This window comes from Nonomuraea antri (genome assembly GCF_013283785.1).
Lineage (GTDB): Bacteria > Actinomycetota > Actinomycetes > Streptosporangiales > Streptosporangiaceae > Nonomuraea > Nonomuraea antri.
This window is the reverse complement of record NZ_JABCPZ010000230.1, coordinates 1-17,142: the sequence shown is the minus strand read 5'-3', so window position 1 is coordinate 17,142 and position 17,142 is coordinate 1. Positions and strand designations below refer to the sequence as shown.

Annotated in this window: 14 protein-coding genes, 2 pseudogenes and 1 riboswitch; of the genes and pseudogenes, 9 read left to right on the top strand and 7 right to left on the bottom strand. The window is 73.3% G+C overall.

Annotated features, from left to right (window positions below; translation table 11 throughout):
• Window positions 1-46: 46 nt before the first annotated feature.
• Both HII36_RS44875 and HII36_RS44870 read right to left on the bottom strand, forming a co-directional pair.
• Entirely contained in the window at window positions 47-538 is a 492-nt protein-coding gene (locus HII36_RS44875) for a C40 family peptidase (protein WP_328808176.1), read from the bottom strand.
• Between the two features lie 160 nt (window positions 539-698).
• A riboswitch (cyclic di-AMP (ydaO/yuaA leader) is annotated at window positions 699-857 on the bottom strand.
• A 286-nt stretch (window positions 858-1,143) separates the two neighbouring features.
• Window positions 1,144-1,899, bottom strand: a complete 756-nt coding sequence (locus tag HII36_RS44870; protein ID WP_173529469.1) for a class I SAM-dependent methyltransferase — start codon at window positions 1,897-1,899, stop codon at window positions 1,144-1,146.
• Between the two features lie 20 nt (window positions 1,900-1,919).
• Between HII36_RS44870 and HII36_RS44865 the strand changes: the two genes are divergently transcribed.
• The gene (locus HII36_RS44865; protein ID WP_173529468.1) at window positions 1,920-2,402 is read left to right on the top strand and encodes a LysR family transcriptional regulator; all 483 of its coding nucleotides are present in this window, start codon (window positions 1,920-1,922) and stop codon (window positions 2,400-2,402) included.
• A pseudogene (locus HII36_RS44860) lies at window positions 2,321-2,802 on the top strand (LysR substrate-binding domain-containing protein). Before HII36_RS44865 ends, HII36_RS44860 begins: the two are co-directional and overlap by 82 nt.
• A 9-nt stretch (window positions 2,803-2,811) precedes the next feature.
• Here the strand turns inward: HII36_RS44860 and HII36_RS44850 are convergent.
• Both HII36_RS44850 and HII36_RS44845 read right to left on the bottom strand, forming a co-directional pair.
• A complete protein-coding gene (locus HII36_RS44850) occupies window positions 2,812-3,771 on the bottom strand; it encodes a C40 family peptidase (RefSeq protein WP_173529467.1) in 960 nt (319 codons plus the stop codon).
• A 100-nt stretch (window positions 3,772-3,871) separates the two neighbouring features.
• Complete coding sequence (locus HII36_RS44845; protein ID WP_173529466.1) at window positions 3,872-5,194, bottom strand: NYN domain-containing protein; 1,323 nt, start codon at window positions 5,192-5,194, stop codon at window positions 3,872-3,874.
• A gap of 142 nt (window positions 5,195-5,336) precedes the next feature.
• On the opposite strand from HII36_RS44845, the gene HII36_RS44840 reads away from it, so the two are divergent.
• Window positions 5,337-6,398, top strand: a complete 1,062-nt coding sequence (locus HII36_RS44840) for a phosphotransferase family protein (RefSeq protein WP_328808175.1) — start codon at window positions 5,337-5,339, stop codon at window positions 6,396-6,398.
• A 26-nt stretch (window positions 6,399-6,424) separates the two neighbouring features.
• Here HII36_RS44840 and HII36_RS44835 read toward each other — a convergent pair whose 3' ends face one another.
• Together HII36_RS44835 and HII36_RS44830 are read right to left on the bottom strand one after the other, a co-directional pair.
• Window positions 6,425-7,072: a response regulator gene (locus HII36_RS44835; RefSeq protein ID WP_173529464.1), complete on the bottom strand. Its 648-nt coding sequence runs from the start codon at window positions 7,070-7,072 to the stop codon at window positions 6,425-6,427.
• Window positions 7,069-8,301 carry a sensor histidine kinase gene (locus HII36_RS44830; RefSeq protein WP_328808174.1) on the bottom strand — a complete coding sequence of 411 codons (1,233 nt, stop codon included), beginning with the start codon at window positions 8,299-8,301 and terminating at the stop codon, window positions 7,069-7,071. Before HII36_RS44830 ends, HII36_RS44835 begins: the two co-directional genes overlap by 4 nt.
• A gap of 111 nt (window positions 8,302-8,412) precedes the next feature.
• On the opposite strand from HII36_RS44830, the gene HII36_RS44825 reads away from it, so the two are divergent.
• The 6 genes from HII36_RS44825 to HII36_RS44800 all read left to right on the top strand — a co-directional run bounded on the left by HII36_RS44825 (window position 8,413) and on the right by HII36_RS44800 (window position 15,374).
• The gene (locus tag HII36_RS44825; protein ID WP_173529463.1) at window positions 8,413-8,634 is read left to right on the top strand and encodes a hypothetical protein; all 222 of its coding nucleotides are present in this window, start codon (window positions 8,413-8,415) and stop codon (window positions 8,632-8,634) included.
• Between the two features lie 3 nt (window positions 8,635-8,637).
• Entirely contained in the window at window positions 8,638-9,135 is a 498-nt protein-coding gene (locus HII36_RS44820; RefSeq protein WP_173529462.1) for a PH domain-containing protein, read from the top strand.
• A gap of 47 nt (window positions 9,136-9,182) precedes the next feature.
• Window positions 9,183-10,751: a PH domain-containing protein gene (locus HII36_RS44815; protein ID WP_173529461.1), complete on the top strand. Its 1,569-nt coding sequence runs from the start codon at window positions 9,183-9,185 to the stop codon at window positions 10,749-10,751.
• A 152-nt stretch (window positions 10,752-10,903) separates the two neighbouring features.
• Window positions 10,904-11,551, top strand: coding sequence for an ABC transporter ATP-binding protein (locus tag HII36_RS44810; protein WP_217370745.1), 648 nt, complete (start codon window positions 10,904-10,906; stop codon window positions 11,549-11,551).
• Window positions 11,548-12,372 carry an ABC transporter ATP-binding protein gene (locus tag HII36_RS44805; RefSeq protein WP_173529459.1) on the top strand — a complete coding sequence of 275 codons (825 nt, stop codon included), beginning with the start codon at window positions 11,548-11,550 and terminating at the stop codon, window positions 12,370-12,372. Before HII36_RS44810 ends, HII36_RS44805 begins: the two co-directional genes overlap by 4 nt.
• Window positions 12,369-15,374 (top strand): FtsX-like permease family protein, encoded by a 3,006-nt coding sequence (locus HII36_RS44800; protein WP_173529458.1) that lies wholly within the window; start codon window positions 12,369-12,371, stop codon window positions 15,372-15,374. The genes HII36_RS44805 and HII36_RS44800 overlap by 4 nt, the downstream gene beginning before the upstream one ends.
• A gap of 28 nt (window positions 15,375-15,402) precedes the next feature.
• On the opposite strand, the pseudogene HII36_RS44795 reads toward HII36_RS44800, so the two are convergent.
• Window positions 15,403-17,142 (bottom strand): annotated as a pseudogene (locus HII36_RS44795) (hypothetical protein); the annotation flags it as partial.

Here is a 17,142-nt window from a genome sequence, read left to right as displayed (position 1 = left end):
GCCCTGTGCGTCCTCCGGGTGGAGGTCGCACAGGGCCCGGGTGGGGTCACAGGCCGGGACGTACCGCGCCCGCGAACGACGCCTTGCGCCACCCGCTGAGCTTGTCGATGCGCACCCGTTCGCCCGTTCGCGGCGAATGGATCATCTTGCCGTTGCCGACATACATGCCCACGTGGCCGAGCCCACGGAAGAACATCAGGTCGCCCGGCCGCAGACTCCGCCAGGACACCTTGTTCTTGATGCGCGCGAACTGGCTGCTCGCCACGCGCGGGAGCTTCACCCCGGCCTTGCGCCAGGCGTACTGGACGAGGCCGGAGCAGTCGAACGAGCCCGGTCCGGTGCCGCCGTACCGGTACGGGTCACCGATCTGGCCCTTGGCCACGGAGACGGCCTTACGGGCCTTGACCTTCTGGCGGGCGACCTTGGCCGTCCTGCCGGACGCGGCGGTCTTCGCGGCGGTCTTCGCGGCCGCCGCCGCCGTCGTGGTGCCGGTCGTCGAGCCACTCGTCGAGCCGGTCGTCGAGCCGGACGTCGCCACGCTCGTCGTCCCTACCTTCGCCGGGGCCTTGATCTGGGCCTGAGCCGTGGGGGCATGGAGGACCAGACCTCCGGCCGTCACGGTCATCGTGAGCGCTACGCCACTCAGGGCAAGGCGGGACAGACGGGGGTTATTCGGGGAGGTAGACAGGATTTCTCCTAGAGTCTTCCACGAACGCCTACCGGGTTAGCTGACGGATTCGGGCCTGGAAGTCGCCCTACGGCGCGCTACGCGCCGATTCACCCCTGATCCCGCGCACGGGATCGATGGGTCCCCGGTTCCGTGCCTCCTGGCTGCACGGATTCGGCAGGCCGCCGCCTGATGTGTCGCTGTGGGGATGGGTCGGCGGCGACCGACGGATGGTCTATCTGGTTCACATCGGGGGGACCGATGCGGGTTCGCGGCGACATGGCGTGTTCGCCGCGACGCCAGAAGCTACGCCGAAAGGTCAAGGATCGGCAAAGTCGAAGTCAGGTTGTAAAGATCAGATAAAGGAGTGAGTAAAGGCTGAAATCCCTGATAAATCAGGGGGCGGCATTCGACAATTGTGACCCTTCTCACACTTCGCCACGCACCCGTGAGTCAGGTGTCAATTGTCGCGTACGTCACATTCGACGCGCCGCTATCCTCAGGCCCGTCGCGGGCAGGGTCCCGGCCGCGATGCCCGCCCGTTCGGCCTGCCAGAGCCGCTCCACAAGCCGCATATCCGGATTCTGGAATTTCCCTCCGATATATCGGGTCAAATATGGTTCTGGGCGCATATCCGTAATCTCGAATCGGTCCGCCACCGCGTTCACCATGGCCTCGCCCGTCGCGTGATCGCCGTGCGCCTCCCGCCACCGCGCGTACGGCTCCGGACCGGCCCCGGCCCCCGTCCCGGCCGGCTCCGCGCCGTCCGGCGACGATCCGGCGTCGTAGAACCACGCGGCCGCCGCGCGGTCGGCGCGGTCCCAGGCGAACTCGTCGAGCAGCAGCACGCCGCCGGGCGCCAGCAGGTCCCGCGCCCGGTCGAGCGCCGCCTCGACCGGACGCATGTGATGCAGCGAGAGCGACATGACCACGACGTCGAAGCGCGCCGCGCCGGGCGGATCGGCCGGCGCCGTCATGTCCGCCACCCGCGCGGGCACCCCGGCCGCCCGGGCGGCCGCCACGGCCTCCGGCGACACGTCCACGGCGGTGACCAGGTGCCCGAGCCGCATGAGCGCGGCCGCCAGTTCCCCGCGCCCGCACCCGGCGTCGAGCACCCGGGCGGGCCGCCGGGGCAGGAACGCGCCGAGCCAGGCGAGCTGATGGTTGTCGATCGTCTCCATGCCGCCCAGCATGCGACGCCCGAGCCATGACGACCACTGCGGGTCGAGCATGTGAGCCATAAGCTGGACGCATGCTCGATCTCTGGTCGCTGCGGGTGCTGGCCGAGGTGGGCGAGCACGGCTCGTTCTCGGCGGCGGCCGAGGCGCTGTCGATGACCCAGCCGGCCGTCTCGCGGCAGATCGCCGCCATGGAGCGGCACACCGGCGTCCGGCTGTTCGACCGGCTGCCGCGCGGCGTGCGTCCCACCGACGCCGGTCGCGCCGCGCTGGAGCAGGCCGCCGAGATCCTGGCCGGCGTGCGGCTCTTCGAGACGCGGCTGCGTGCCTTCGCCACCGCCCGGGCGGGCCGCGTGCGCGTGTCGGCCTTTCCCAGCGCCGCGACGAGCTACCTGCCCGCCCGCTTCAGCGCGTTCGCCCGCACCCATCCGGACGTGTCGCTCTCGCTGCACGTCACGACGGGCGTCACGACCCCGTGGGCGGCCTCCTGGACGGCACGGCCGACCTCGCCCTGCACACCTCCTGGGACACCCCGCCCCCGCCCGGCATCGTCCTGACACGCCTGCACGAGGACGATCTCCTGGTCGCGCTGCCCGCCGCGCACCCGCTGGCGCGCGGCGACCGGGTGCGGCTGCGCGACCTGGCCGGGCTGCCCTGGATCGACGGCACCCACCCGGACTGCCTGGGCCCGGTCTCCGCGCTCACCGCCGCGCTGGCGAGGCGCCGCGCATCAGCCACGTCTGCGACGACTGGAACGGCCGCCAGGGGCTGGTGGCGGCCGGCGTGGGCGTGATGCTCCATCCGTCGATCGCCGGACGTGACACCGTGCGGCCCGACATCCGCCTGCTGCGGCCGTCCCCGGCGCTGCCCGCCCGGACGGTCCACGCCGCCACCCTGCCCGCCGATGGCCGTCCGCCGGCGGTGACCGCCTTCCTGGCCGCGCTCGGGCCCGGGTGACGCGTCCCGCTACGGGCGGATCGCCCCCATCAGGGGGCGGCCGTAGTCGGACAGGTTGACCACCTTCACCACGTCACCGGTCTGCGGCGCGTGGACGATCTTCCCGCCGCCCGCGTAGATGCTCACGTGCCCGAGCCCCTCGCTGAAGATCAGGTCACCGGGCTGCAGGGCGTCCAGCGACACCCGGCGGCTGGCGCCCCACGCCCACTGCTGCCAGGTGGTCCTGGGCAGTGACACGCCGCCGGCCCGCCAGGAGGCCTGGGTGAGCCCGGAGCAGTCGTAGCCGCGCGGACCCGTGCCGCCGTACACGTAGGGCTTGCCGACCTGCGCGTACGCGAACCGCAGCACCGCGCCGGCGTTGCCGGAGGCCGAGCCGGTGTACTTGATGCCGGGGCTGTTCGGGTCGCCGCGCTTGTAGGCGCCCAGGTCGTCGAGGATCTCCTTCTGCTTGGCGATCAGCTTGAGAATCTCGGCGCGTTCCTTCTCCACCTTGTCGCGCTCGCCGTCGGCCTCGGACAACGCCTGCTCGGCGTTGTCACGCTCGGTCTTGAGCCCGCGGTTCTCCCGGTCGAAGGCGGCCAGCCGGCCGGCCCGCTCCTGGGAGAGCTGCCCGGCCAGGGCCATGCCGTTGAGCAGGTATCGCGGGTCCTCCGCGCCGACCATGGCGGGCCAGGTGGTGACGTCGCTGCCGAGCTTGTAGTTGTCGACGGCCATGGTGATGACCAGCGTGCGCAGGTTCGCCACGGTCTCGAGCTTCTTCTCGTAGCGGGCGTTCAGCTTGGTGTACTTGGCCTTGGCCTTCTTGTACGCCTCGGTCGCCGTGTTGTACCGGTCGACGACCTTGTCCGCCGTGTCGTTGAGCTTGGCGAGCTTGGCCTTGGCCTGCTTGATCGTGGGCTTCGGGTCGGCGGCGGCCGTGCCCAGGGGGGACAGCAGCAGTACGACCGTTAAACCCGTCGCCACCGGCACCCGGCCAAACCTCACAGCGTCGCCTCCCAGGGAACACATCTGGGGCGAAATAGTACAGAAGTTGCGGGTGGGGTAACTCCCAATCCGACTAATTCGTAACCTAGGCCCGGCCGAGCCTGCGCAGCAGCAGACCAGACGGAACGGGTCTGGCTCCCATGCGGCGCACCGACTCGGCCACCTCGCGGTCGGACGACACCACCGCGATGGCGCGGCCGGGCGGCTCGGCCCTGACGAGCTGGCGGATGAGGTCGTCGGCGATCTCGCCCGGCGCGCTGAACAGCACCCGCACCCCGCGCGGCGCCACGACCTGCACCGGCGCGTTGAGCTCGGCGCCGTCGAAGACGACCGTGACCTCGACGCGGGTCTGCGCGACCAGGCCGCCGAGCCCGGTCATCAGCCGGTTGCGCTGGTCGGCGAGGGTGTGCGAGCCGTAGCCCGTCTTGGTCACGTTGTAGCCGTCGATGATCAGGTGGACCTGCGGCAGCGCGAGGAGCTGGTCGAGCAGCTGCGGGTCGTCGTCGGCCAGCGCGCGGGCCGGGACGCCGCGCACGCCGGGGCGCTCACCGGTGATCGCGGCCACGGAGTCGGCGGGGCGGCTGATCGTGCTGGGCAGCGCGAGTTCCCTGCGCAGCCCGGCCGAGGCGTCCTGCAGCGCGTCGAGCAGCACGCGGATGCGCGCGTCCTCGATGCTCCTGCCCTCGCGGGCGGCCCGGCGCGAGGCTTCGAGCTGCTTCTCGACGTCGGCCAGCCGCTCGCGCAGCCGCCGCAGCTCGGACTCGCCGGCGCTGCCCGCGGCCGTGGCGGCGGTGCGCGCCTCGTCGGCGGCGTGTTCCATCTCCTCGGCGCGGCGCACCGCGCCCTTGGCCCGCTCGCGGGCCTCGTGCAGTTTGCGGCGCAGGTCGGAGTTCTCCGCGCGGGCGGACTTGAGCTGCTCACGCAGCCGGTCGGACTCCTCCTTGGCGGCATTCTTCTGCGCGGCGAGCTGCTCGCGCAGCCGCGTGACGACCTCCTCGCGCTCGGAGCCCTCGGCGGCGACCGCCGACTGCTCCAGGTCCGCGCGGGCGGTCTCGATCATCTCCGCCCAGCCCGGCGGCCTGGTCAGGTACGCCGCCGCGGCCACCAGCACCGGGTCGGCGGCGGGCGGCACGTTGCCCTCGGCCAGCGAGGCGACCAGCTCGGGCCAGCCCGCGGCGACCGACTCCGCGACGGTCTCGCGGAACTCCTTGTCGTTCTCCAGCTGCGCCGCGATGGGCGCGCCGCCCAGTTTGGCGCGCTTGCGCGGGTCGAACTTGGAGATGCCGCGCAGCGGCGGAGGGACGGAGACAGCGGGCATCGACCCGAGGACTTGCGCCGCCAGGTCGACCACGTTCAGCCGCACCTGCTCGGGAAGCGGGCGAGAGAGGCCTTCACCCGCTGAGCTCATCCACTTGTCCCTTCGTACATGCCCTTTCAGACAAGGGTACGGCTGCCGCGTACCTGACCGTAACGGCAGCCCACCTATGGACAAGCGCTTGCTAGGGGGTATACGACTGTCCCTGGGCAGGTGTTCAGCCAGGAGGCAGGCCGTGACCGAGCAGATGCGTACCTCCACACGTGACCTGGAAGAACTGCGCGACCGGGTGACGCACTGGCTCGCCGGCCGGCTGGGCGAGCCGGTCGAGGTCTCCGACCTGGAACGGCCGTCGAGCAACGGCATGTCGAGCGAGACACTGTTCTTCACCGCGTCGTGGGGCCGCACGCGAACGCGCTGCGTAGCCAGGCTCGCCCCGGCGGCCGAGGCGGTGCCGGTGTTCCCCTCCTACGATCTGCGCGCGCAGTTCGAGATCATGCGGCTGGCCGGGGAGAAGGCCGGCGTCCCCGCGCCCAGGGCGCTGTGGTTCGAGCCCGATCCCGGGCCGCTCGGCAGCCCGTTCTTCGTGATGGAGCGCGCGGACGGCGACGTGCCGCCGGACGTCATGCCGTACACGTTCGAGGGCTGGCTGCTGGAGGCGGACCCGCGCGAGCAGCGCCGGCTCCAGGACGCGACGGTGGAGATCGTCGCCGCGCTGCACGAGACGCGGTTCACGCCCGGCGAACTGGCCGTGCTGGGCCCAGGCGGGCTGCGCGAGCACGTGGACGATCAGCGCGCCTACTACTGGTGGGCGCACGGCGAGAGGCGCATCCCGGTGCTGGAGCGCGCCTTCGCCTGGCTGGAGTCGCACTGGCCGGACGAGCCCGGTCCCGACGTGCTGACCTGGGGCGACGCCCGCATCGGCAACGTGATGTACCGGGACTTCACGCCGGTCGCGGTGCTCGACTGGGAGATGGCCGCGCTCGGGCCGCGCGAGCTGGACCTGTCCTGGATGATCTTCCTGCACCGCTTCTTCCAGGACCTCACGGTCGCCATGGGCCTGCCCGGCATGCCGGACTTCATGCGCCGCGACGACGTTTGCCAGAAATATCGCCAAATAACCGGCTATGAGCCCCGCGACATGGACTTCTACGAAATGTACGCGGCGCTCAGGCACGGCATCATCATGGCCAGGGTCTGGCAACGCCGGATCCACTTCGGCGAGCAGCCCAGGCCCGACGACCCCGACGACCTCGTCCTGCACCGCGCCACGATCGAGGACCTGCTCACCCGCTGACGAGCCCGCCACCGTGGCGGCCCCCGCTATCCGTTGGCGTCGTAGACCAGCAGCGCGACCTGCACCCGGTTGTTCAGATCGAGCTTCGTCAAGATCCGCGACACGTGCGCCTTCACGGTCGGCACGCTCATGTAGAGCTCCCGCCCGATCTCCGCGTTCGACTTGCCCTGCCCCACCGCCAGCGCGACCTCACGCTCCCGCTCGCTGAGGCGCTGCAGCACCGACCTGGCCCGCTCGGTGCGGTCGCCCGCCCCGCCGTCGGAGACGTGCGTGATGAGCTGCCTGGTCACCGTCGGCGACAGGATCGGCTCGCCGGCGGCCACCCGCCTGATCGCGTCGACCAGGTCGCCAGGCGGGATGTCCTTCAGCAGGAACCCGGCCGCGCCGGCCCGCAGCGCGCGCAGGACCTGGGCGTCGGCGTGGAACGTGGTCAGCACCACCACCTCAGGCGGCGACTTGGTCGCGCGCAGCGCCTCGGTGGCGGTCAGCCCGTCGACGCCGGGCATGCGGATGTCCATCAGCACCACGTCCGGCCGGTGCTCGGCGACCTTCGGCGGCACCTCGGCACCGTCGCCGGCCTCGCCGACGATCTCGATGTCCCCCGCCCCGCCGAGGATCATCGACAGCCCGGCCCTGACGAGCGCGTCGTCGTCCACGAGCAGCACCCGGATCATGCGTCATCCTCTCGAGAAGTCTCCAGCGGCCACGGCAGCCACGCCCGCACCAGGAATTCTCCTTCGGGGGTGGTGCCGTGTTCGAGCCGGCCACCCGCCAGCTCGGCCCGTTCCGTCAGCCCGATGAGCCCCGCGCCGGCGCCGGGGATGCGCAGGCCGTAGCGGAACTCCAGCGGGTTGCGCACCTCGACCGTCAGCCCCTTGCCGCGCTCCCCGTGGACCCCGACCCACACGGGCGCGCCGCCGGCGTGCTTGCGCGCGTTGGTCAGCGCCTCCTGCACGATCCGGTACAGGTTGCGGGCCAGGGCGGCGGGCACGTCCGCAGCCCGCAGGTCGAGCCGGACGTCCATGCCCGCCTGGCGCGACTCCTCCACCAGCGTGGGCAGGTCGGCCAGGGTCGGCTGCGGCCGGTCGGGCACCTGGTCGTCGCCGCCCGAGCCGGAGTGGCGCAGCACGCCGATCACCTCGCGCAGGTCCTGCAGCGCCAGGTGGGCGTTGCTCCTGATGGCGCCGGCCGCCCTGGCCACCTCGGGAGCGGGCGCGTCTGGCCGGAACTCCAGCGCCCCGGCGTGCAGGCTGAGCATCGACAGCCGGTGCGCCAGCACGTCGTGCATCTCCCTGGCGATGCGCTCGCGCTCCATCCGCTTGGCCTCCTCGGCGGCGTCGACGGCCCGCTGCCTGAGCGAGAAGATGAGCTGCCGCCTGGCCCGCACCACGATCCCCCAGGCGAACACGGTGGCCAGGATCGCCACGCCGAGCATGACCTCCTCCGCCGAGTCGATCGGCGTGTGCCTGCGCAGCAGCGCGAACGGCACCAGCGTGACCATCCCGAACAGCGCGATCGGCCCGGAGATCTTGAACGGCCGGTGCACGGCCACCGTGAACATCGCCGCCACCGTGACCCCGCCCACCATGACCAGGTACGACGACAACGCCCCCGACACCAGCGCGAGCCCGACCGGCCAGCGCCGCCGCAGCCACACCGCCACGCACGACAGCGCCCCGATCACCTGCTCGACCACCACCAGCGGCCGCGGCTCCCCCTCCAGCTCGGGCAGGGTCAGGTAGGTGATGGCGCAGGTCATCAGGAAGATCGCGATGTCCACGAGCCAGTCGCGGGTCGAGCGGCGCACCGGACGCTGCTCGCCGCCGTCGCCGAGCAGCACCGACGGCAGCGCCCACCGGTACTCCAGCGCGCGCTCCCGGCTCCCGCCCGTCAGCTCCTTCACATTCACCGAGGTTAGAGGGTTCCCAGGACGCGACGACAGCGACCAAAGTCGGTGTCGCCGCAGACCTCGGGCTGACGCGCGGGGAGGGGGTGAAACGGCAGGCTGTAAGGCATGAAAGCGGTTATTCAGGTGCTCGGCTGGCTGCTGCTCCTGCAGGGGGTGGGCGGCCTGGTGAACACCTTGTTCGGATGGTGGCGGTGGGCCCACGACCTGCTCCTGGTCAATCGCCTGCCGTTCCTCCACGGATATGAGATCTTCGCGGCCATCGTCATCGGCGTGCTCGGGTTCGCCCTGCTGTGCGTGGCCGACTCGATGCGGAAAGTGAACGACTGAACCATGACGACGACCACGACCACGCTGCGCCCGCCGCGCCACCAGGCCGACCCCAGGGCCGTGGCCTGGTGGACGGTGCAGGGCTTCCTGTGGCTGACGCCGCTGGCCGGCGCGGCGGTGGCGGCGTACCTGATCTTCACCTCGCGGCCGCTCTGGCTGGGCGTGACGGTGGCCGTCTTCGCCGCGGCCTGCCTGGTGACGGCGCCCGTCCTGGCGCGGGTGGTGTACCGGGTGGAGCGGTGGGAGGTCACCGACGAGGCCGTCTACATCCGCACCGGGCTGCTGACCTACGTCTGGCGGGTGGCGCCGATGTCGCGCATCCAGACCGTCGACACCGCGCGCGGGCCGGTGCAGCGGCTGTTCGGGCTGGCCGACGTCACGGTGACCACCGCGTCGGCGGCGGGCCACGTCAAGATCGTCGCGCTGGATCACGAGCTGGCCACCGAGCTGGCCGAACGGTTGACCGCGCTCACCCAGGCCACCCCGGGTGACGCCACGTGAGCGCGCACCGCCGGACCGGAGGGACGGAGATGCGAGAAGACACGGGCATGCGCGCAGACGCGGAGACGCACGGCGAGGTGGGCTGGCAGGAGTTGCCCCGGCGCAGCCTCGCGGCCTCGGCGGTCAAGTCGCTGGCCATCGTGGTGCCCGTGGTCGGCGGCCTGGTGCGGTTCCTGATGTCGCAGGACTGGTCGCCGGGCGGCATGGTGGCGGCGGGCGCGGGCGCGGCGGCCCTGGTCGTCGCCGGAGTCCTGCTGTACGACGCGGCCCGGCTGCGGGCGACCCGCTGGCGGCTGACCGCGGAGCGGCTCGAACTGCGTACCGGCGTGGCCGTGCGCCAGCACCGCTCGATCCCGCGCGACCGGGTGCGCAGCGTGGACCTGCGGGCCGACCCGGTGTCACGGGTGTTCGGGCTGACCCTGGTCAAGGTGGGCACCGGCGAGCACGCCGGCGACGGCACCGAGCTGACGCTCGACCCGCTGCCCAGGCGGCAGGCCGAGGCGCTGCGCCGCAGGCTGCTGGCCGGCGACGCGGCCCCGGCGCACCGGGACGAGCCGCGGCCCGAGGCCGCGCTGGCCGAGCTGCGCTGGTCCTGGATCAGGCTGGCGCCGCTGTCGGTGTGGACGTTCACCGGCGCCGCGGCCGTGCTCGGCCTGGCCTACAAGGGCCTCGACGTCCTGGGCGCCGAGGTGTTCGCCAAGGAGACGGCGCTGGGCGTGTGGGGCTGGGTGACGGCGAATCCGTGGCTCGCCGTGCCGCTGATCCTGATCGCCAACGCGGCGGTGGGCATGCTCGGCGCGGGCCTGCTGTTCGCCGAGTCGTGGGGCCGCTACCGGCTGGAACGCGAGCCGGGGCGGCTGCGGCTGCGCCGCGGGCTGCTGACGAGCCGATCGCTGACGCTGGAGGTGCGGCGGCTGCGCGGGGTGGAGATCAGCCGTCCGCTGCTGCTCAGGCTGGGCGGCGGCGCCCGGGTCAAGGCGGTGGCCACCGGTCTGGGCAAGGCGGCCGAGGGCGAGACCGAGGACGTGGCGGCGCTGACTCCCCCGGTCCCGCTGGCCGTCGCCGAGCAGGTCGCCGCCGCGGTCGCCGCCCTGGCGCCGTCCCGTCACCCCGTGGTGGAAGGGGTGCCGGGGATGGGCGGCGCGCCGTTGCGTGCGCATCCGCCGGCCGCGCGGCGGCGGCGGATCGTGCGTGCGCTCGGCTGGGTGGCCGCGCTGGCCGTGGCCGCCGCCGTGACGGCCTTGCTGGTGCCGTGGCTGAGCGGCTGGGCCTGGCTGGTCCCTGCGGCGACGCTGCCGGTGGCGTGCTGGCTGGCCGTCGCGGGTTACCGCGGCCTGGGTCACGCGCTGGGCCGCCGCCACCTGGTCACCGGCACGGGCGCGACGGTGCGCCGCACGGTGGCGCTGGAGCGGGCCGGCATCGTCGGCTGGACGATCTCCCAGTCGTACTTCCAGCGCCGGTCCGGCCTGCTGACGGTCACCGCAACCACGGCGGCGGGCAGCGGACACTACTCGGTGCTGGACGTCGGCCACGACGACGGCCTCGACCTGGCCGCCCGGGCGGTGCCCGGCCTGCTGGAGCCGTTCCTGGTCAGAGGAGAGCAACGAGCCGCGTGATCCCCCACGGCTTGCCCATGCCCCTGTGGTGGGCAAACGTGACCACGCGGCTCAACGTGCTCCCGAAATAAAGGTATTTAACACGCTTGCAGTCGAGTTGCAGCCTCATTAACCGTTGACGCGGATCAACGGCGAAGAGGATGATCCGCAGCGTGGTGCCCTTTCCTGCGCTCTCCTGCCGCGCGCTCGCCTGCCGCGCCGGCGGGAGGACGATCATCGAGGATCTGACGTTGGAGATGGCCCCGGGCGAACGGGTGGCGCTCACGGGACCGTCTGGATCCGGCAAGACCACGCTGCTCACCACCCTGGCCGGGCTGCTTCCGCCTGCCTCCGGCCGGGTGCTGGTCGGGGGCGTGCCGCTGGACGAGCAGCCCGGGCTGCGATCCGGGCTGGCGCTGGTCTTCCAGTCGTACGGGCTGCTCAGCCTGCTCACCGCGGCCGAGAACGTGGAGGTCGCGCTGCGGGCGGCGGGCCGGCCGCCGGGCGAGGCCGTGCCGCTGGCCGCGCGGGCGCTGGCCACGCTCAAGGTGGACAGGTTCGCCGACCACCTGGTCGAGGAGCTGTCTGGCGGCCAGCAGCAGCGGGTGGCGGTGGCCAGGGCGCTGGCGCTGCGCCCGCGCGTGCTGCTGGCCGACGAGCCCACCGCCGAGCAGGACGCCGGGCACCGCGGCCTGGTGCTGGACGAGCTGCTGCGCGTGGCCGACACCGGGACCACGCTGGTGATCGCCACCCACGACCCGGAGGTGGCCGACCGCTGCGACCGGGTCGTCGAGCTCCGAGACGTGCGGACCGGCGCATGAGCGCGCGGCAGAGCATCGTCCGGTGCGACGGGATCGTGCAGATCTACCGGGCGCAGGACGTCGAGGTCGTCGCGCTGCGCGACGTGGACCTGGTGATCGACCGCGGTGAGACGGTGGCGCTGCTCGGCCCGTCGGGCGCGGGCAAGTCGACGCTGCTGTGGCTGCTGGCCGGCCTGCTGCGGCCGAGCGCGGGCCGCCTCTGGCTGGACGGCACCGACCTGGCCCGCCTCGACCAGCGCAGACTCGACCGGCTGCGGGCCGACTCCATCGGCATGATGTTGCAGAACCCGGCACGCAACCTCATCGGCTACCTGTCCGCCGCCCAGAACGTGGCCTTCGCCCAGCGCGCCGTCAAGCGCGACGGGCGCAGGGTCGCCGAGCTGCTGCGCCGGGTGGGACTGTCCGACGCGGGCAACCGGCCCGCCGGGCGCATGTCGGGCGGCGAGCAGCAGCGCCTGGCCCTGGCCGTCGCGCTGGCCAACCGGCCCAGGCTGCTGCTGGCCGACGAGCCGACCAGCCAGCTCGACGCGGAGTCCGGCCGCCGGGTGATCGACCTGATCAAGCGGGCCGCCGAGGCCGACGGCACGACCGCGGTCGTGGTCACGCACGACACGGCGGTGAGCGAGGCGCTGAGCCGTACGGTGACGATCAGGGACGGCCGGGTCGGCGCGGAAGGCCGGCGCGGCGAGGACTTCGTGGTGATCGGCAGGGAGGGCGCGGTGCAGGTGCCGCCCGAGTACCACCATCTGCTGCCGCCGGGTTCGATGGCCAGGATCGAGCCGCTGGAGGACGGCGTCGTGCTGCGGAGGGCCGTCCCGTGATCCTGCGCGGCCTGTGGGAACGGCGGACGCTGTCGCTGATCGTGCTGCTCATCGCGATCGTCCCGGTCGCCTCGGCGGCCGTCGGGCCCATCTACTCGGCCGCGGCCAGGACCACGATCGTCAGGGACGTGGTGACGTCGGCGTCCCTGGAGGGCCGCGGCTGGCGCTACACCACCAGGACGGGGAAGATCCGCGAGAAGGTCGCCGCGTTCACCGCGGGCGCCGCCTTCACCGCGCGCCCGATCCACGGCCTGGAGGCCACCAGCGGCAGGACCGGCGACCGGCGCGCGTTCTCGCTGGTCTGGCAGGAGGGCCAGTGCGCGCACCTGCCGGCGGCGACCGGCCGCTGCCCGGGCGCGGCCGGTGAGGTGATGGCCAGCCAGGCGTCCGGTTTCAGGCTGGGCGAGACGATCAGGCTCACGCACATCGTCCGGCCGGGCCCGGCCAGGCTGGAGCCCGTGCCGCTGACGGTGGTCGGGCTCTACCGTCCGGCCTCGGCCGAGGACCCGTTCTGGTTCGGCAGGACGCTGTTCTCCCCCAGCGGCGAGCCGGGCAAGGACAAGGCCGACGCGCTGTTCACCGTCCCGCAGACCACGGACGGCGTGCTGGCCGTCGGCGACACCGTCCACCTGGACCCGAACGCGGGACGGGGCTGGACCGAGTACGCCATCGTCTACCTCGACCCGGCCCGGCTGCACGGCACCGACCTGGACCGGCTGGCCGCCATGCAGGCGGTCGCCGAGTCGGCGGGCAGGCGGACCGACGCGATCGTGTTCTCCCGCATGGGCGACACGCTGCGGACGATGAGCACGAGCACGGGCTCGCTGGGCGTCCCGACGCTGCTGGTGATCGCCCAGCTCGTGGGGCTCGGCTGGCTGCTGCTGTTCCAGACGGTGGGCGACCTGGTCAAGGCGCGCGGCCCGGAGATCGCGCTGGCCAGGCTGCGCGGGCACACGAGGCTCAAGGTGGCGCGGTTCGCGCTGGCCGAGCCGGTGCTGCTGCTGGCCGTGGCGATCCCGCTGGGCCTGCTGCTCGGCCACGCGGCGGCGGGCGCGATGATCGCCGCGCTGCTGCCGCCAGGCGTGCCGCCGCTGTTCCCGCTGGAGGCGGCGCTCGCCGGGGTGGCGGCGACGCTGGGCGGGCTGCTGGCGGCCGTGCTGGCGTCCTGGCGGGCGGTGACGCGTCCGGTCACCGAGGAGTGGCGGCGCACCCCGCGCCGGCGCGGCAGGGGCTGGGTGCCGGACGCGGTGGTGCTGTCGATCACCGCGCTCGGCCTGGTGGAGCTGCTGGCCACCGGGACGATCGTGAACGTGTCCGGGCAGAGCTCCAGCGCGCTGGCCGTGCCCGGGCTGATCGCGCTGGGCGTGGCGCTGCTGGCCGGGCGGGCGCTGCCGGTGCTGAGCGGCCGGCTGTTCGGCCTCACCAGGCGGCGCGGCGGGCTCGGGCCGTTCCTGGCGCTGCGCCAGGTGGCCAGGGGGCCGGTGACGGCGGGCAGCGTGATCGTGCTGGCGATGGCGTTCGGGCTGGCCACGTTCGCGGTGTCGGCGTGGACGGCCGCAGGGGGCGACTACCGCCAGGCGGCCAGGTTCCACAACGGGGCGCCCCTCGCGATCACGGTCGGGCGGATGGAGCCCACCGCGTTCCGCGCGGCGGTCGCTGCGGCCGATCCCGGCGGGCGGGCGGCCGTCCCGGTGATCAAGGTGCCGGGTCCGCCGGTCCAGATGATCGCCGCCGACACCTCGCGGCTGGCACACGTGGCGTACTGGAGCGCGGATCTGGCCGGCGGAAAGTCCCTGGCCGCGGCCGCGGCGCAGCTGCCGGGTCCGGCCGCGCCGCGGGTCTGGCTGCGCGGCGAGCGGCTGCGGGTCACCCTGGAGCACGAGCGCACGCCGAAGGGCTGGACCACCCGGCTGTTCGCGGTGCTGCGCGTCGGCGGCGAGCCCCGGCCGATCCAGTTGCCGCTGGGGGTGCTGAACGGGACCGGCGGCGTCCTGGAGTGGAACCTGCCGCCCGCGTGCCGGCAGGACCCGTGCGAGCTGCGGGCGCTGCGCGGCGAGACGGCCCCGGTCGAGGCGGTGGGCACCGAGGCGGCCACGCCGTACGTCCTGGCGAGCGTGAAGCGGCTGTCGCTGCGCGAGAACGGCCGCTGGACGGACGTGTCCGAGGTGCGCTGGCGGGTGGACGAGGACCCGGACCTGCCGAACGGCACGTTCGTCATCGCCAAGGTCGGCAACCAGACGCTGCGCACCGACACCTACACCCCGGCGCTGCCCGCCATCGCGGTCGGCGACGTCGGCAAGCTGGTGGTGCCCGGGCTGGACAACAGCGCGACCGCCGGCGTCACGACCACCACCGCGGCCGCCGCCGCGCCCGGGCTGAGCGCCATGGGCGTGCTGGTGGACCTGGAGCAGGCCGACAGGCGCGCCTACGGCGTGCACGACGACGCCGTCTTCCAGGTGTGGACCGACGCGGCCGACCCGGCGGCGCTGGAGCGGGCGCTGCGCGCCCAGGGCGTGCGGGTGATGTCGCGGCAGCACGTGGACGAGCTCGCCGACTCCTACGCCGCCCAGGGGCCGGGGCTGGCGCTGATGCTGCTGCTGGCCTCGGCGCTGGCGGCGGCCGTGCTGGCGCTCGGCAGGACCGTCCTGGCCCTGTACGCGGCCGCGCGGCGGCGGGCCTACGAGCTGGCCGCGCTGGAGGCGGCCGGGGCCGGGGTGCCGGCGCTGCGGGTGGCGTTGCTGCTCGAACAGGTGATCACGGTGGTGGCGGGCACGCTGGCCGGGCTGCTGGCCGGGTTGCTGGCGGCCGAGGCGGCGCTGGGCCGCATCCCGCGCTTCGCCGAGCCGCCGGTCACGCCGCCGCTGCCGAACGAGGTGACGGCGGCGCCGATCGCGCTGGTGATCGGCGTCGCCCTGCTGGTCAGCCTGCTGGCGGCGGTGGTGGTGTCGGAGATCCTGCTGCGCGGCATCAAGGTCGAACGCCTCCGCGAGGCCCCGGCCTGAGCCGCGCTTCGTGCGCGTCGCGCCGGGGTCAGCCGGCTTCCGGCTGCTCCGCGAGCTTCAGCAGGTACGCCTTGGCCAGCTTGAGCGCGCCGTCGCGAGCCTCCTTCTCCGCCATCAGGACCGTCTTGGGCGAGTTCGCCGGCTGCCCCTTGGGCCGCTGCGCGCCCGAGTAGGCGACCTCGACCACCACCGCGCCCACCCGCGCCATCACGGTGCCGCTGGAGGCGAACACCTCACCCTTCCTGACCTCCGTGTACTGCGCGTGCGCCTGCTCGCCGACCCCCTTGAGCGTCTGAAGCTTGCCCCACTTGATCTCGCCCAGCGAGGACTCGGCGGAGAACTTGGCCCGGCTGAGCTGGACCAGGTAGAACGACTTGGCCTTCGACGCGTCGGCCCCGCCGGCCCGGTTGAAGAAGCGGTGCGTGGTGATCAGGGCGCTGCGGACCTTGGTCTGCCCGCCGGCGGTGAGGTCCAGGTTGAGCCAGCGGCACTCCGACTGCGTGTCGCCGTTCTCCTCCAGGGCCCGGGCCCGCGGCGTGGGCTCGGGGACGAGTTCGGTCGCGACCCCGGCGACGGCCTGGCAGGCGGGCGGGAAGGCGGCGACCACCGTGGGCGAGGCGCTCGGCGAGGGCGTCGCGGACGGCGTCTGGCTCGGCGCCTGGGTCGGCGCCTGGCTGGCGGTGGCCGGCGGGTCGGCCTTGGCCAGCACGTCCGGGTTCTTCGCCTGCCAGGCGGCCACGCCCTTGGCGATGTGCCCGATCAGGCCGGACACCTCGCGAACGGCGTTCTCCTCGGTGACCGACTGGGTGGTCTCGTTCGACAGGATCCTGGCGTCCTTGCGGCGCTGGTCGGCCTGGTACTTGACCTCGATCGTCATGTCGCCGACCCGGCCGAACGCGGTGCCGTAGGAGTACCACATCAGGTCGCCGTCGCGGCGCCAGGTGTACTGGGCCCACGCGCCGTCGCCGACGCCCGGGATGTCCTTGACCGGGGAGATGTACTCCTTCTCGTCCTTCTCCACCTCGGGCTTGGCGGTCTCGCGGTACTTGCCGCTGCCGTACTCGGCCTCGTAGGAGACCTGGGCCATCGAGCGTCCGGTCTTCGGGCCGTCGCCCTTGTGCTGGCGTACCTTGACGTCGATCTCCCTGCTGCGCCAGAACTCGCCGTAGGAGATCTCGCGGTTGAGCCAGTTGCAGGTGAAGTCGATCGTGTAGTCGCCGTCGCGCGAGCCCTTGTCGATCCGCGCGCCGGGGACCAGGCGGTCGGCCTCGGTCTTGGGGAGCATGGCGCACACGTCCGGGCCTTCGGGCCTGGCGGCGACGGGGTCCGACGAGGGGCGGCCGCTCTTGGCGCCGGGCTCGGTGGCGGGCGCGGTGGCCGCGGTGCCTGGCGTCTTGCCGGACGGGTCGCCGATCAGGAAGTACGCGCCCACGCCGCCCGCGGCGACCACCACGACCAGCCCGGCGGCGACGGCCGGCAGGAGCCAGGAGGGACGCTGACGCGGCGCGGGGGCCGGCTGCCGCGGCCAGGTGGGCGACCCGGTGGACGGGCCCGGGTAGGGGCCGGAGGGCGAGCCGGGATGCGGGCCGCTCGGCGGGGTCTGCGGCGGGGTCTGCGGCGGGCCGTACTGGGGACCGTATTGGGGGCCTTGGTGCGGGCCTTGTTGTGGGGCTTGCTGAGGGCCGTACTGGGGGCCGCTGTATTGAGGGCCGCCGAACTGCTGGCCACCGTGCTGCGGGCCGCCGTGCTGGGGGCCGCCGTACTGGGG

Coding starts and splice junctions, on each gene's coding strand:
- HII36_RS44870 (WP_173529469.1), bottom strand. CDS start 1,899: ATGCTCGACCCGCAGTGGTCGTCATGGCTCGGGCGTCGCATGCTGGGC.
- HII36_RS44865 (WP_173529468.1), top strand. CDS start 1,920: ATGCTCGATCTCTGGTCGCTGCGGGTGCTGGCCGAGGTGGGCGAGCAC.
- HII36_RS44845 (WP_173529466.1), bottom strand. CDS start 5,194: ATGAGCTCAGCGGGTGAAGGCCTCTCTCGCCCGCTTCCCGAGCAGGTG.
- HII36_RS44835 (WP_173529464.1), bottom strand. CDS start 7,072: ATGATCCGGGTGCTGCTCGTGGACGACGACGCGCTCGTCAGGGCCGGG.
- HII36_RS44825 (WP_173529463.1), top strand. CDS start 8,413: ATGAAAGCGGTTATTCAGGTGCTCGGCTGGCTGCTGCTCCTGCAGGGG.
- HII36_RS44820 (WP_173529462.1), top strand. CDS start 8,638: ATGACGACGACCACGACCACGCTGCGCCCGCCGCGCCACCAGGCCGAC.
- HII36_RS44815 (WP_173529461.1), top strand. CDS start 9,183: ATGCGCGCAGACGCGGAGACGCACGGCGAGGTGGGCTGGCAGGAGTTG.
- HII36_RS44805 (WP_173529459.1), top strand. CDS start 11,548: ATGAGCGCGCGGCAGAGCATCGTCCGGTGCGACGGGATCGTGCAGATC.